The organism is Ruania alkalisoli, from assembly GCF_014960965.1.
In the GTDB taxonomy this organism is placed as follows: Bacteria; Actinomycetota; Actinomycetes; order Actinomycetales; family Beutenbergiaceae; genus Ruania; species Ruania alkalisoli.
This window is the reverse complement of sequence record NZ_CP063169.1, coordinates 838,070-852,907: the sequence shown is the minus strand read 5'-3', so window position 1 is coordinate 852,907 and position 14,838 is coordinate 838,070. Positions and strand designations below refer to the sequence as shown.

The 14,838-nt window shown below is 69.3% G+C and carries 10 protein-coding genes and 1 tRNA gene; 2 read left to right on the top strand and 9 right to left on the bottom strand.

Features of this window, described 5'->3' with window-relative positions:
• Positions 1–182: 182 nt before the first annotated feature.
• Positions 183–1,202: a LacI family DNA-binding transcriptional regulator gene (locus IM660_RS03545; protein ID WP_193498048.1), complete on the top strand. Its 1,020-nt coding sequence runs from the start codon at positions 183–185 to the stop codon at positions 1,200–1,202.
• Between the two features lie 3 nt (positions 1,203–1,205).
• Here the strand turns inward: IM660_RS03545 and IM660_RS03540 are convergent, their stop codons facing one another.
• The 5 genes from IM660_RS03540 to IM660_RS03520 all read right to left on the bottom strand — a co-directional run bounded on the left by IM660_RS03540 (position 1,206) and on the right by IM660_RS03520 (position 8,416).
• Positions 1,206–2,222: a hypothetical protein gene (locus tag IM660_RS03540; protein ID WP_193498047.1), complete on the bottom strand. Its 1,017-nt coding sequence runs from the start codon at positions 2,220–2,222 to the stop codon at positions 1,206–1,208.
• Between the two features lie 40 nt (positions 2,223–2,262).
• Positions 2,263–5,163, bottom strand: a complete 2,901-nt coding sequence (locus tag IM660_RS03535) for an FAD-binding and (Fe-S)-binding domain-containing protein (protein ID WP_193498046.1) — start codon at positions 5,161–5,163, stop codon at positions 2,263–2,265.
• Between the two features lie 24 nt (positions 5,164–5,187).
• On the bottom strand, positions 5,188–6,540 hold the full coding sequence (locus tag IM660_RS03530) for a hypothetical protein (protein ID WP_193498045.1): 1,353 nt from the start codon (positions 6,538–6,540) through the stop codon (positions 5,188–5,190).
• Between the two features lie 87 nt (positions 6,541–6,627).
• A complete protein-coding gene (locus tag IM660_RS03525) occupies positions 6,628–7,122 on the bottom strand; it encodes an RNA polymerase sigma factor (RefSeq protein WP_193498044.1) in 495 nt (164 codons plus the stop codon).
• Positions 7,123–7,219: 97 nt separating this feature from the next.
• The gene (locus tag IM660_RS03520; protein WP_193498043.1) at positions 7,220–8,416 is read right to left on the bottom strand and encodes an NAD(P)/FAD-dependent oxidoreductase; all 1,197 of its coding nucleotides are present in this window, start codon (positions 8,414–8,416) and stop codon (positions 7,220–7,222) included.
• A gap of 175 nt (positions 8,417–8,591) precedes the next feature.
• Between IM660_RS03520 and IM660_RS03515 the strand changes: the two genes are divergently transcribed.
• Complete coding sequence (locus IM660_RS03515) at positions 8,592–10,970, top strand: phosphoketolase family protein (RefSeq protein WP_193498042.1); 2,379 nt, start codon at positions 8,592–8,594, stop codon at positions 10,968–10,970.
• 367 nt (positions 10,971–11,337) lie between these two features.
• Here IM660_RS03515 and IM660_RS03510 read toward each other — a convergent pair.
• The 4 genes from IM660_RS03510 to tmk form a co-directional block, all read right to left on the bottom strand.
• A tRNA-Thr gene (locus tag IM660_RS03510) sits at positions 11,338–11,410 on the bottom strand.
• Positions 11,411–11,518: 108 nt separating this feature from the next.
• Positions 11,519–13,021 (bottom strand): alpha/beta hydrolase, encoded by a 1,503-nt coding sequence (locus IM660_RS03505; RefSeq protein ID WP_193498041.1) that lies wholly within the window; start codon positions 13,019–13,021, stop codon positions 11,519–11,521.
• Between the two features lie 38 nt (positions 13,022–13,059).
• Positions 13,060–14,196 (bottom strand): DNA polymerase III subunit delta', encoded by a 1,137-nt coding sequence (locus tag IM660_RS03500; RefSeq protein WP_193498040.1) that lies wholly within the window; start codon positions 14,194–14,196, stop codon positions 13,060–13,062.
• Positions 14,193–14,816 carry a dTMP kinase gene (gene tmk, locus IM660_RS03495; RefSeq protein ID WP_210769069.1) on the bottom strand — a complete coding sequence of 208 codons (624 nt, stop codon included), beginning with the start codon at positions 14,814–14,816 and terminating at the stop codon, positions 14,193–14,195. The genes IM660_RS03500 and tmk overlap by 4 nt, the downstream gene beginning before the upstream one ends.
• Between the last annotated feature and the right edge of the window lie 22 nt (positions 14,817–14,838).

The window sequence follows — 14,838 nt, the reverse complement described above, 5'->3', positions numbered from 1 at the left end:
GGACTCCTTCGTCGGTCAGCTTCGCCCAGCGAGGGATCGAAACTTTCGCGGTCATTGCGATAGTGGCATGACCATACGACACCGCAGAAGCAGCGTCAACAGCGTCGGGGCCAGGGAGTCGCTCGTCGATCGGATACACGCGTGCTAGCCTTCAGGTCCGAAACTTGCGAGAGGAGCTCCGGATGACAGCGACGTCACGGCCGACGATCGCCTCGATCGCGGCCGAGGCCGGGGTGTCGGTCCCGACCGTCTCGAAGGTCCTCAACGGCCGCTCCGATGTCGCCGCCGCCACACGCGCCCGGGTGGAGGAGGTCGTCAGCAGGCACGGGTACCAGCGCCGCCCACGAGGTCCGGCACGATCCGGGCCCGCGATGATCGACCTGGTCTTCCATGAGATCACCAACGAGTGGTCGATGGAGATCATCCGGGCCGTCGAGGAGAGCGCCGCCACCGCCGGCGCCGGCATGGTGCTCTCCGAGCTCGGCGGCCGCCACCGCCCGGCACAGGACTGGCTCGACAACGTGCTCGCGCGTCGTCCACTCGGGGTGATCCTGGTGCTCGCCCGGCTCACCGACGCCCAGCACGACCAGCTCACCTCCCGCGGGATCCCCTCGGTCGTCGTGGACACCGACGGCGAGCCTCACCCGGGCGTGCCTGCTGTCGGCTCGACCAACTGGGATGGAGGCCTGGCGGCGACCAAGCACCTCCTCGACCTCGGTCACCGGCGGATCGCCGTGATCTCCGGGCAGCCGGACGTGCTGTGCTCGCGTGCCCGGGTGGACGGGTACCGCAGTGCCCTGGAGCGCGCTGGCCTCAGCTACGACCCTGCCCTGGTGCGCTGGGGCGACTTCTACATCTGGCGCGGGGAAGAGCACGCGCGTGACCTGCTCAGCCGCCCCGACCGGCCCACCGCGGTCTTCGCGGGCTCGGACATGCAGGCCGTGGGCGTGCTGCGCGCGGCACGCGAACTGGGCCTGCGCGTCCCCGAGGATCTCTCCGTGGTCGGCTACGACGATCTACCGATCGCGTCCTGGTACTCCCCCACGCTCACGACGGTTCACCAGCCGCTCCGGCAGATGGCCGCGACCGCGACGCAGATGGTGCTCACACTCGCTCGTGGGGAGCAACCGTCCGCACTGCGGGTGGATCTGGCCACCGAGCTCGTCGTCCGGGAGAGCACGGCACCACCACCCTCCCTCTGATCGCTAGTGGCGCCGACGTCGCGACCGCGTCTCGACGGCCGACTCTTCCTCCGCTGCCCGCGCGGCCTCGTCGCGCGCGTCGGCCATGGGGAACCCAGCGATCTGCCACAGTGACCAGGCGTGTGCGGGCTCGGCGCCGATGCGTGCCGCCGCGCTCTCCAACGTGGGGTGGGCCGCCCCGTCCACCAGGACGGTACCGTCCGCCTGCAACGAGCCTGTCCGCAACTGACCGTTCGTGTGGGCCTCGATGGGCATCGGCGCGCCCACGAGCGAGGCCACGGCCACCAGCTGTGGGTCGATGCGCAGCTCGTCGCCAGCGTCGTCATCGGGCACCACCGGTGGGATGACCGCCGTATCTTCGATCGGAGGAGCCTCGTCCCCAGCTACCGCGGGCGGGGCGAGGGCGACGAGGGCGCCGGGGGCTGCGCCATCGGACAGGAGCGCGAGCTGCTCGGGTTCGTGGACCACGTCGTGATCGAGCACCCGCACCCGGGGCCGGTGCACGGCCGAGACATCGACGAGCTCGTCGCCGTTCGATCCTTCCCGCACATCGACCGAATACACGAGCACCCCGTGCATCACCCGGGTCGCGGCGAGCACCTCCGGGTCGACCGCCCCTGCGAGCACGATCAGCTGCGGGCCGGGTTGAGCACCTGCGGGCCGAGTCTCCCGGAACGCAGACCAGGCGCGGCGGAACTCGTCCACCCCGCCGGGATGGCGGGAGGCGATCGCCAGCCATGAGGAGGCAGCTGTCTCCCCAGCACGTGCCAGAGCGCGCACCAGCCCGACGCCGTCGATCGAGTCGACCACGATGGCGGTAACGACCTGCCCCGCAGGATCCATCGCCGTGAGCACCGGTTCGGCCTCGTCCGACCAGGAGATCGGCAGCAGGTCCACATCGACGACGTCGAGCAGGTACTGCCGCAACGCCCGTCGCAGCTCAGGAGTCAGTGGCGTGCTCGTTCGTCGGCCGAGCACAGTGGGGACGAGGAGACCGGAATCGAAGGCGAAGGACGGCATGGCGTTGAGGCGACCGTTCTCGATGGATGATAGGCGGGATTCACGGTTGCTCGCGATCCGCCCTGCCCCCAGGGGTCGTGAGCAACTGGGCCAAGTGTACGCCGCGAACCCCAGCAAGATGCTCGGCCTGGGTCCGGCAGGAGAACCCGTCGGCGAGGAAGACCGCACCGTCGGGGGCTCCTCGCAGTGCGGGGAGCATCGACTGCTCCGCCACGGCCACCGAGACGTCGTAGTGACCGGTCTCCATCCCGAAGTTACCGGCGAGACCGCAGCAGGTCGTGAGCGTGGTGACCTCGGCACCGGCCTGGCGCAACAGCTCCAGATCGTGGGTGTAGCCCATCACGGCGTGCTGGTGGCAGTGCGGCTGAGCGATCACTGTGGTGCCGGTCAGGTCCGGCGGCCGCCAGCCCGCAGGTCGATGCTCCCCCGTGAGCAGTTCGGCGAGGGTCAGGGTGTTCTCCGCGAGCAAGCGGGCGCGAGGATCGTCCGGGAACAAGTCCGGCAGGTCCGATCGCAGCACCGCGGTGCACGAAGGCTCGATCCCGACGATCGGGATCCCGGCCTTGGCGTAGGGGGCAAGCACGTCCATTGTCTGCCGCAGCCGCGTACGGGCACCGTCGAGCTGGCCGGTGGAGATCCAGGTCAGGCCGCAGCAGGCGCTCGCCTCTGGCATCCGCACGGTGAAGCCGGCCTGCTCGAGCAGCGCGATCATCGCCCGGCCACCGGCAGTGTCGAGATACGTGGAGAACGAGTCCGCCCACACCAGCACCTCCCGCAACGGTGCGGTTCCGGGAGCGGTGTGCTCCGCCGTCGGGCGCCGGCGCCACCACCGGCGCAGCGGCTCCTCGGCGAAGGTGACCATGCTGCGCCGGGAGTCCATGCCACCGAGGCGGAGGACGAGACGAGCGATCGGACGCACCCCGAGGACGGCGTTGGTCACCTTCGCGAGCACTCCCGCGCTGGTGATGGCGCGGGCCCAGCGCGGCAGCCAGCCGAGCGCGTAGTGAGCGACCGGGCGGATCTTGCCGCGGTGGGTGCGGTGCAGCACCTCGGACTTGTACTGCGCCATGTCGATCCCGGTGGGGCAGTCTGAGGAGCATGCCTTGCAGGACAGGCACAGATCGAGCGACTCGTGCACCTCGGGAGCATCCCAGCCCTGCACGAGCGACCCGTTGGCCATCTCCTGCAGCACCCGGGCCCGGCCGCGCGTGGAGTCCTTCTCATCCTTGGTCGCGAGGTAGGAGGGGCACATGAACGAGCTCGGCAGATCGGCGCGGCACTTGCCCACTCCGGTGCAGCGGTGCACAGCCATAGCCATGTCGCCGCCGTCATGGGAGAAGGAAAAGCCGGACCCGGCGAGCATCGGCAGCGCCCGCACGTGCGGGCGTCGCAGATCGTCGTCCAGGGCGCGCGGGCGGACCACGACGCCGGGATTGAGCACGTCACCGGAGTCGAAGATGGCCTTGACTGCCTCGAAGGCTGCGATCGCCTCCGGGGAGTACATCAGCGGCAGCAGTTCGCTGCGAGCACGACCGTCGCCGTGCTCGCCGGAGAGGGAGCCCCCGTGGGAGGCGACCAGCTCGGCGGCGGCGACCATGAATCGGCGGAACACGGCCACACCCGCCGGACCGTCCTCGGGATCGAGCGGGAAGTCAATGCGGATGTGGATGCAGCCATCTCCGAAGTGCCCGTACGGCAACCCGGAGACGCCGTGTTCGACCATAAGCGCCTGGAAGTCGCGCAGGTAGGCCCCGAGCTTCTCGGGCGGGACGGCAGCATCCTCCCACCCGGGCCATCCCTGTGCACCGTCGAGGGTACGGCTGGCCAGGCCGGCGCCGTCGGCACGGATCTGCCAGAGGGCCGCCGCCTCCGGGCCGGCGGGCACGATCTGCACGGCCTCGGTGCCGGCGTCGGCAGCGATCTCACGAGCCTTGGCGAGGGCCTCGGTTTCGGTGTCACCACCCACCTCGATGAGGAGCCATCCTGCACCCTCGGGTAGGTCAGGGATGGCGTGGTCACCCTTGTGGCGGCGCACCATCTCCACCAGCTCGGCGTCGAGTCCCTCGACGGCGAGGGGACCGTGGGCGAGCATCGCCGGCACGGCGTCGGCGGCACTGGGCATGTCCGGGTAGCCCGCAGCCAGCAGAACCGGCGCGGCCGGGATAGGCACGAGCCGCACAGTCGCCTCCAGCACGGTGACCAGAGTGCCTTCGGTACCGACGAGGAACTTCGCCAGGTCGGCCCCGTTCTCGGGAAGCAGGTGCTCGAGCGAATAGCCCGACACCTGCCGGCCGAAGCGGCCGAACTCGGTGCGGATGGTGGCGAGGTTGGCCTGGACGAGCTCCTCCAGGCCGGGCACGGCGCTGAGGTCACCGGCACCCGCGGTGAAGCGTCGCCCGGCTCCATCCACCACGTCGAGGGAGATGGTGTTGTCGGCGGTCCGCCCCCAAGCCACGGCGTGCGGTCCGCAGGCGTTGTTGCCGATCATGCCGGCGAGTGTGGCGCGGGACTGGGTGGAGGGGTCGGGGCCGAACCGGAGCCCGTACGGTGCGGCGGCCTTCTGCAGATCCGACATGATCACCCCGGGTTGCACACGGGCGGTGCGCGCCTCCGGGTCGATCTCGAGCACCTGGTTCAGGTACCGGGAGAAGTCGATGACCACACCGGTACCGACGGAGTTGCCGGCGATCGAGGTTCCGGCGCCACGAGCGGTGATCGGCACCCCCCGCTCCCGGGCCACGCGCAGGGTGGCGAGCACGTCGTCGGTGCTGCGCGGGAACACCACCACCTGCGGGACCACCCGGTAGTTGGAGGCATCCGTGCTGTACTCGGCGCGGCGACGCGTACTGGCGTCCACATCACCGGAGAGTTCCGCGCGCAGGGCGGTCACCAGGCCGGCGACGCCCGGATCGGTGGTGGTCTGAGTGCTCGCGTTCGACACCGTGTCAGTCTGCCACGGGTGGGATCAGCCCAGGTCCAGGCCATTCTCGGCCACGGCCATCACGGTCCAGGTGCCTGCGTCACCACCCGCGTCGCTACCGGTGAGGGTGTAGGTCGGCACCAGCAGCACCTGGCCGGAGTCGGTATACAGACTCTGCAGCCCCAGCTCGGCACCGGTGATGGTGACCTGCCGCACCGGCCACGGGATGGACGCTCCCGGTTCGATGGATTCGGGCTCAGAGGCCGGCGGCGGCCCTTCCACCGGGGCGTCCTCGAGCGCATAGGGCATCACGTCGCTGCTCGACCCGCCGAACCGGGGGTCCATGAGCCGCTCCACGGCCTCCTGAGCGGAGACGACGTCGTAGCTTCCCAGGTCGTACGGGACGGCCAGCGATCCCCACACGTGGGTGACGCCGTCGGGGGTCACCCCGCCGCCGAGGGTGACGCCGGTCGGCTCGCCCTCGACGAGCAGGTCGGCGTTCACGTAGGCGACCGGGCCCTCCGTACCGCGGTCGGCGGTGACGGCGTAGTCGGCCGGGTCCACACCGAGGGAGGTGAGCATCTCGGCGAACATCGCCTCGGCCTCGTCGGGGGCAGGTGCCTCACCCTGCGGATCAGCACACGCGGGCGAGGCGGGCTCAATGCCGCCCTCCTCGGTGCCCGGGGCGTCGTCAACATCATCAGCGTCGTCGCGCACGGTGGCCTCCCCGCACCGCCACGGATCGCGGGCCGGGTCGGAGTACTCGACCGTGCCGTCGGCGTAGAGCCGCAGCACGGGCTCTCCGGTGTCGTAGGAGCCGATGCTCCAGGCGCCGTCCTCCTCGACCGGATCGGGTTCGAGCCCGAGCGCCTCGGCGATCTGGCGGGCGCGTTCGGCGGTCGCCACACCGGAGGCGTCCAGTCCGTACACGGGCGCGGAGCCCGCCTGGGTGCTCAGCCCAGACGCGGTGAACACCGTGCGCGGGGAGTACGGGCCGATGGACAGTTCGCTGGCGCTGTCGGCTTCCTCCGACGATCCGGGGCCCGGCGCCGCCATGTCGGAGGTCGCGGAGTCCTGCTCCGCCATCTCCGAACTGGCTCCGTCTCCCACCGCTGCGTCCTCCGCGGCCATACCAGTGCCGCCTGCACCGGAGGCACCGAGCGAGTATCCGCCGACACCGATGAGCAGTGCCACCGCGGCCGCGGCCGCGTACTGGGGCCACCTGCGACCACGGCGCGCAGCCAGCTGATCGGCCGGCGCCCCGCCGGCCGAGTGGTCACCCGCCAGCCGGGCGTCCACGGCCGCGCGCACACGGGCACGGTCCACGGCCGGCGCTTCGGCGGCGGGGTCGCTGGCGCGAAGCCGGTCAAGCGGTTCCTCGTGGTCGTGATCAGTCATCGGATCTCCCGGTCTCGGGGTGGTCGTTACCGTGCCTGTGTGGTGATCAGGTCAGACGTTGCAGGTGCAGCGCATCGTGGGCGGGAATCACGCCCCGACGCGTTCCTGCCACGCCTCCCGCAAGCGAGACCGGGCACGGGAGAGAGCAGCCGCCGCTCCACCACGGCTGATGCCGAGGGCGTGCCCCAGCGCGACGCCGTCCAGGCCCTCCCACGCATGCAGCAGCAGCACGTGACGGTCCTTGGCGCTCAACGCCGTCAGTACCTCCGTGAGCTCGACGTCCGCCAAGGCGAGGTCGGCGGGATCGGAGGGGGCGCCGTCGTGATCCTCGGGGACCTCAGGCACCGGGACAGGACGGAGCTTGCGCCGGTGATTGGCGAGGATGAAACCCGCGGTGCGGTAGAGCCACGGAAGCTCGTGCCCGCCCGGCACATCGTTCCGACGGCGCCAGGCGGTGGCGAAGACGTCGGCGCAGAGGTCCTCGGCATCGGAGCCGGCGCCACGTCGCAGCAGGAAGCGGTGGACCGCGTCGACGTGGGCGGTGAACTGGTCCTCGAACCACGTCTCGTCATTGCTCGTCATCGACCTCTCCTGGTGCCGGCACGCCACTGTCAGAGGTTCTGTGTCACCAGCGAGCCCATCGTTGCACGCAGCCGGGAAGTCCGGCCGCGCCGGGAGATCACAGCTCGGTGAGCGGGATCGACTCGTCGACCAGGCGGGCCGGGGCGATCGAGCGCCCAAGCAGCGCGCGCAGATCGTCCGAGACGTCCCAGATGTTGACGTTCATGGCCGCCGTGAGCGCGCCGTCGCGAGTCCAGAACGCGAGGAACTCCCCCGATTCCGGGGCACCACGCAGCACCACCTCGTCATCGGGAGCACTGTGGCCGACGTACTCCATCCCGAGGTCGTATTGGTCGGTGAAGAAGTAGGGAGCCCAGTCGTAGCGGGCGCCGGAGCCGGTGAGCACCTCGGCGAGGAGCACCCCCTGACGCTTGGCGTTGTCCCAGTGCTCCACCCGGAGCGTGGTGCCCATGGCGGCATTCCGGGCGGCGGCGACATCGCCGATCGCGTAGACGTGCGCAGCCGCTCGCAGCTGCTCGTCCACGACGACACCGTTCTCGAGCTCCAGTCCCGCGGCCTGAGCCAGCTCGATGTTCGGGGTGGCGCCGACACCGAGCACCACCAGGTCTGCCGGGATCGTCTGCCCGTCGACGTCGACGCCGGTGACCGTCTCCTCGCCTTCGATAGCTTGCACGGCCACACCCGTGCGCAGATCGACACCGTGATCACGGTGCAGCTGGGCGAAGTGGGCGCCGAGCTCAGGGCCGAGCGCAGCTCGCAGCGGGACGTCGGCGGACTCCAGGACGGTCACGGACGCACCGGCTGTCCGGGCCGCAGCGGCGACCTCCAGGCCGATCCATCCAGCCCCGACGATCACCACCGAGCGATCCGGCGTGAAGGCCGCACGCAGCGCAGTCGACTCAGGGATGCGACGCAAGGTGAGCACACCGGGAAGGTCAACGCCCGGGATCGATGGCCGGCGCGCCGCGGCGCCGGTGGCGACGACGACGTCGTCGTAGTCGAGAACCTCACCCGAGGTGAGCCGGACGGTGTGGGCCCTCGGGTCGAGAGAAACAGCGGCGTCGTCGAGGATCGTGCTCACGTCGTGCGCGGCGTACCAGTCGGCGTCGTGCACGTAGAGCGAGTCCACCGGATCGTCGCCGAGGAGGACACCTTTCGACAGCCCGGGGCGTTCGTACGGCAGCTCGCCCTCGTCGCCGACGATGGTCAGCGGCCGGGTGTCACCAGCCTCCCGCAACGCCGTGACCGCTGTGGCGGTGGCGAGTCCTGCTCCGATGAACACCAGTCCGGGCATCGCGACGCTCCTCTTCGTGACGAGTCGGATCCTGTGCGTCACTGTGCCGCATGCTCCGGCGACTCGCCATCCGGCCGGGCTCCCGGGAGGCAGACTGCGGCCGCGTGGGTTTGGATGGAGGTGGACGTGTCCACGTCGGCTGCGGCCGGCAGTTCGCGAGGGAGAGCACACTCAGATGAGCACGCACGTGGGCCCAGACAACGCCAGGCTGCGACAGGTCGACCGGTGGTGGCGCGCAGCGAACTACCTCTCGCTGGGCCAGATCTACCTGCTCGACAACCCACTGCTGCGGCAGCCGCTGGCACCTGAGCACATCAAACCGCGGCTCCTGGGCCACTGGGGCACCACCCCGGGTCTGAACTTCCTCTACGCGCATCTGAATCGGGTGATCAGCGAGCGGCACCAGCAGGCGCTGTACATCACCGGCCCAGGACATGGTGGCCCGGGGATGGTGGCGAACGCCTATCTGGACGGCACCTACTCGCAGATCTACTCCCACATCACCGGCGACGAGGACGGTCTGCGCCGGTTGATGCGCCAGTTCTCCTTCCCCGGCGGGATCCCCAGCCATGCGGCGCCCGAGACGCCGGGTTCGATCCACGAGGGCGGGGAACTCGGGTACGCGCTCTCGCACGCCTACGGCGCCGCATTCGACAACCCGGACCTGCTCGTGGCGGCGGTGATCGGTGATGGCGAGGCCGAGACCGGTGCACTCGCCACCAGCTGGCACTCCAACAAGTTCCTCAACCCTCACACCGACGGCGTCGTGCTGCCGATCCTGCATCTCAACGGCTACAAGATCGCCAACCCGACGGTGCTCGCCCGGATCCCGGAAGAGGAGTTGACGGCGCTGTTGCGCGGGTACGGGCACACCCCGTACGTGTTCACCGGCGGGTTCGACGACGAAGACCCGGTGAGTACTCACGAGCGATTCGCGGCTCTGCTCGACGAGGTGCTCGACCACATCGCCCGGATCAAGTCCGAAGCAGAGGCCGGCTCCACAGAACGACCCGCGTGGCCGGCGATCGTGCTACGCACCCCCAAGGGCTGGACCTGCCCGGCCACGGTCGACGGGAAGGTGACGGAGGACTCCTGGCGATCACACCAGGTGCCGATCTCCGCGCCTCGGGATAATCCGGAGCACCTGGAGCTGCTGCAGGACTGGCTGCACTCCTACCGGCCCGAGGACCTGTTCGACGACGCCGGTCGGGTAGCCGAGGACATCACCGCACTCGCTCCACAAGGGCCGATGCGCATGAGCGACACCCCCTACGCAAACGGTGGCCTGCTGCTTCGCGACCTGGTGCTGCCGGACATCGCCGATCACGCCGTCGACGTCCCCGATCCGGGCGCTACGCACGGTGCGGCTACCACCACCCTCGGGGAGTACTTGCGCGAGGTGATCCGACTCAACCCGGAGACTTTCCGCCTCTTCGGGCCGGACGAGGTGGCCTCGAACCGGCTGCAGGCGGTCTACGAGGTGACCGGCAAGCAGTGGAATGCCGAGTACCTGCGCCCGGAGGTGGACGACCACCTCGCTCGCGCCGGGCGGGTGATGGAGATGCTGTCCGAGCACCAGTGCCAGGGATGGCTCGAGGGCTACCTGCTCACCGGCCGGCACGGCATCTTCACCAGCTACGAAGCGTTCGTGCACATCGTGGACTCGATGTTCAACCAGCACGCCAAGTGGCTGGAGACCACGAACCAGATCCCGTGGCGGCGACCGATCGCGAGCCTGAACTACCTGCTCTCCAGCCACGTGTGGCGCCAGGACCACAACGGCTTCACCCATCAGGATCCGGGCTTCCTCGACGTGGTGATGAACAAGAAGGCCGAGTTAGTGCGGGTGTACCTGCCACCGGATGCGAACACCCTGTTGTGCACCTACGACCATTGCTTGCGTTCCCGGCAGCTGGTGAACGTCGTCGTTGCCGGGAAGCAGCCCGGGCCGCAGTTTCTCCCATTGGAGGAGGCACAGGCGCACTGCGCACGCGGGCTGGGCATCTGGGAGTGGGCGGGTGCCGAGGTCGCAGGCGAGGACCCGGATGTGGTGCTCGCGTGCGCGGGGGACGTACCGACTCTGGAGACACTCGCCGCGGCAGACCTGTTGCGCCAGGACCTGCCCGAGTTGCGGGTGCGGGTGGTGAACGTGGTGGACCTGATGCGGCTGCAGGACGCCGCAGAGCATCCCCATGGCTTGACCGACCGCGAGTTCGACCAGGTGTTCACCACTGATGCGCCGGTCATCTTCGCCTTCCACGGGTACCCGTGGCTCATCCACCGGCTCACCTACCGCCGGACCGGGCATCCGAACATCCACGTGCGCGGCTACAAGGAGGAGGGCACCACCACCACGCCGTTCGACATGGTGATGCTCAACGACCTCGACCGGTACCACCTGGTGATGGACGTGATCGACCGGGTGACCTCGCTCGGCTCACGGGCCGCTGGGCTGCGTCAGCAGATGGCGGACGCGCGGCTACGGGCACGCCAGTACACCCGCGATCATGGGCAGGACATCCCCGAGGTGGCGGAGTGGGTGTGGCCGGGCTGACGCACCGGATGCTTGTGGTGCCGGATTGACGCGCCAGATACGTCGGGAGCACACCTTAAAGCGCTCCCGGCCCTGAGGGGAACTCACGACCAAAGAGACCGCCCCAATTGCCGTCATGGCCTCTTCGAGAAGCAGCCGGCCGGGAAGGTCAGCCGACCCATAGTCGTCAGACCGGGCCAACTCCGCGATGAGGTACGCGCCTGTTCGGTCTTGCGAGTAGTTGCCAACATGGGCGAGTAGGTCAGGGTAAGGCTTCAAATCCTCGCAGGACCATCGGGGTGTGGGTTGGGGTCGAGAATGTGGAGCGGATCGAAAGCAGAACGGCCCGGTCCCGACTTTCGTCAGCAACCGGGCCGATCATCCTCTGAGCCGCCTAAGGGAATCGAACCCTTGACCTATTCATTACGAGTGAATCGCTCTGCCGACTGAGCTAAGGCGGCGCGCTCATCAGCGATGAGGCGGCACCCACTGTACCGGGCGCCGTCGGGCTGCACCAAAACGAGAGCCCACCTGTGGCGGGCTTCACGTTCACTCCCGACGGCGCAGCTTCAGCAGGTGAGGCCGTCTTCCGGCACGAGGCCCTCCAGCAGGAAGGCCTCGACGGCCTCGTCCACGCACGCGCTGCCCGCGCCATAGGCGGTGTGACCGTCGCCGTCGTAGCCGATGAAGACGCCCGATTCGAGCTGCTCGGCGAGCGCCTCGGCCCACTCATACGGTGTGGCCGGATCGCGGGTGGTGCCGATGACGACGATCGGCGGCGTACCGGGGGCGGCGATCTCCTCCCGGACGGCGTCGGAGGCGACGGGCATGGTGGCGCACCCGGGCTCCCCGTAGCTGAACGCCTCACCGAACAGCTCGGAGAGCTCCTCGTTCGCCTCAGCGTTCGCCGTACTGGTCTGCCGGTCCAGCTCGACCGGATAGTCGAGGCAGTCGATTGCCCGGAAGGCACCCTGGTCCTCGGGGTAGGTGCCGTCGTCCTCGCGTTCGAGCGCGTAGTCGGAGAGGAACTGCACCTGGGAACCGTCATCCTTGAGCAGCGCGTCGATAGCGCTGGTCAGTGACGGCCAGGACGCCGGGCTGTACATGGTGACGGTGATCGCGTTGAACAGAGACGCGTCGTCGACGGGCCGGTCCGGATCGCTGGTCTCGACCGGGGTGTCGCGTGTCTGCTCGACGAGATCGATCGTCTGCTGCATGGCCTCGTCGACCGTGCCGGAGAACGGGCAGTCGGCACCGGCGAGGCAGTCTTCGAGATAGGAGCGGTAGGCCCGTTCGAAGCCGCGGACCTGGCCCGTGCTGACCTCGGTGAAGCTCAACGAGGGATCGATCGCTCCATCGAGGACGAGCCGGCCGACGTTGTCGCCGAACAGGTCGGCGTAGGTGGCGCCGAGCAAGGTTCCGTAGGAGTAGCCCAGATAGGTCAAGGTCGACTCGCCCATGACGGCGCGCAGCACGTCGAGGTCACGCGCGGCGCTGATGGTGTCGACGTGGCCGATCAGTTCGCCGGTGTTGGCCTCGCATGCGTCGCCATAGTCGGTCAGCGCCTGGACGTAGTCGTCCCACCCCTGGTCGGTCTCGAGGTCGAACTCCAGGGAGTAGTACTCCTCGAGCTCGGCGCTGTCGTAGCAGCGCACCGCAGAGGACTCCCCCACTCCGCGCGGGTCGAAACCGACGATGTCGAAGTTGCGCAGCAGCTCCGAGCCGAAGTAGGAGCTGATGTTCTCGACCATCTCGATGCCGGAGCCGCCGGGACCACCGGGGTTGACGAACAGCGTTCCCTGGGCCGTGTCGGCGGCGCGGAAGGTCTTGACGGCGATCGTGATCGTCTCCCCGTCAGGTTCGTCGTAGTCCATGGGCACCGTGACATCGGCACAGTCGAAGTTGGTCCCGCACTCGGACCAGTCGAGTTCCTGCGTGTAGTACTGCTCGAGTTCGTCCGGGACGGGTGCGCTGGTGTCGGTGGGCTGCACCATCGGTGCGGCAGTCGTGCACCCTGTGAGCAGTGCGAGGCCGACGGCGGAGGCAGCGAGGCGCGCGCGGGAGAAGACCACGACGGCAGTCTACGTGTGGGGGATGCGCAGCTCCGCCGTCACCCCTGTGGGCGCAACGCGATCGTGAGGGCCTCGACGGCGAGCAACGGTGCCGCTCCGGCGGCGATGCGGGTGCGTGCGAGTCCCACGGCCTGCATCCGGTGCACGGACTGCTCCGGGGCGGTGGCGCCGGCCATCGCCTGCACCTGCTGGGTCTGAGCTTGGTTGATGAGCGGGACGTCACTGCCCAGCTGAGTGACGAGCACGTCCCGGTAGAAGGAGAGCAGATCGATCATCGCCCGGTCGAGCAGGTCGATGAGAGAGCGGCGGGCTCGGCGTTTCTGCTCCTCCTCCAGCTGACGGATCTGCGCACGCAGCGCGGGCGGGATACGGGCTCCTTCCTCGGCCCCGAGTGTGCGCAGCAGCTCGGCCTTCTCGGCGGCGTCACGTTCGGTGGTCGCGAGCTTGGATTGCTCGGTCGCGTCCTCGACGAGGGTCTGGGCGGCGAGCACCGCGTCGCCGACACCCCGGATGGAGGTGGGGACCGCGAGGACCTTCTCCCGGTAGGCGCGGGCATCCGGATGGGTGGCGAGGCGGCGCGCCATGCCGATGTGACTCTGTGCCGCACGCGCGCAGGTGAGGGCCAGCTCGGGGTCGATGCCGTCGCGGCGCACGAGCAGGTCGGCGACCGCCTCGGCCGGAGGAACCCGTAGGTTCACGGGCCGGCAACGGGAGCGGATCGTGACGAGCACATCCATCGGACTCGGGGCGCACAGGATCCATACGGTCCGCGGCGGCGGCTCCTCGATGGCCTTGAGTAGCACGTTCGCGGTGCGCTCGGTCATGCGGTCGGCGTCCTCGACGATGATCACCCGCCAGCGCCCCTGGGAGGGGGAACGCTGGGCGAGCCCGACGAGCTCGCGGGCCTCAGCGATGCTGATCTGGACCTTCTCGGTGGCGAAGACGGTGACATCGGCGTGCGTTCCCGCGAGCGCCGTGCGGACCTCGTGGCTGGAGCCATCGCTGTCGTGAGGGTCTTGCAGGGCAGCGGCGAAGGCGCGTGCAGCCACCGACCGGCCGGAGCCGGGAGGGCCAGTGATGAGCCACGCGTGCGTCATGGCAGCAGGTTCGGATGCTGCGGCGGAGAGCACCTCGACGGCACGGTCCTGCCCGACGAGCTCGGTCCACACGCTCACGGCATGTCCTCCAGCAGCGTCTCGACCCGGCTGCGGATCCGCTCGGCCACCTCGCCTTTCGGCCGGGAGGAGTCGACCACGAGCCACCGACCCGGATCGGCGGCGGCTCGGTCGAGGAACGCCTGCCGGGTGCGGCGGTGGAACTCGCTGCCCGCCCGTTCGAGCCGATCGGGATGGTCGCCGATTCGTTCAGCCAGGTGCACCGGGTCCAGGTCCAGCAGCACGGTGAGATCGGGAAGCAGACTCTCGGTGGCCCAGAGGGAGAGTTGCTCGACCTCCTCGGGCGGAAGCGCGCGGCCACCCGACTGGTACGCGACTGAGGAGTCGAGGTAGCGGTCGCTGAGAACCACGGCCCCGCGTTCCAGGGCGGGCCGGACCAGCGATGCCACGTGGTACGCACGATCGGCGGCGAACAGCAGCGCCTCGGTGCGTGGGTCTAGATCCGTTCCGTGCAGGAGCACTTCGCGCAACGTCTTCCCGACGGCGGTCCCTCCCGGTTCGCGGGTGCGCACCACCTCACGCGCAGTCGCCTCCGCGATCCAGTCAGCGAGGCGGTTCAGCTGGGTGGTCTTGCCGGCGCCGTCGCCGCCTTCGAAGGAGATGAACAGTCCGGGGGTCACCGGAGCAGCGTATCGGCGCCCA

Bases quoted from the DNA above. Each gene is read 5' to 3' on its own strand.
- IM660_RS03515 (WP_193498042.1), top strand. From the start codon at position 8,592: ATGAGCACGCACGTGGGCCCAGACAACGCCAGGCTGCGACAGGTCGAC.
- IM660_RS03540 (WP_193498047.1), bottom strand. From the start codon at position 2,222: ATGCCGTCCTTCGCCTTCGATTCCGGTCTCCTCGTCCCCACTGTGCTC.
- IM660_RS03545 (WP_193498048.1), top strand. From the start codon at position 183: ATGACAGCGACGTCACGGCCGACGATCGCCTCGATCGCGGCCGAGGCC.
- IM660_RS03520 (WP_193498043.1), bottom strand. From the start codon at position 8,416: ATGCCCGGACTGGTGTTCATCGGAGCAGGACTCGCCACCGCCACAGCG.
- IM660_RS03525 (WP_193498044.1), bottom strand. From the start codon at position 7,122: ATGACGAGCAATGACGAGACGTGGTTCGAGGACCAGTTCACCGCCCAC.
- IM660_RS03530 (WP_193498045.1), bottom strand. From the start codon at position 6,540: ATGACTGATCACGACCACGAGGAACCGCTTGACCGGCTTCGCGCCAGC.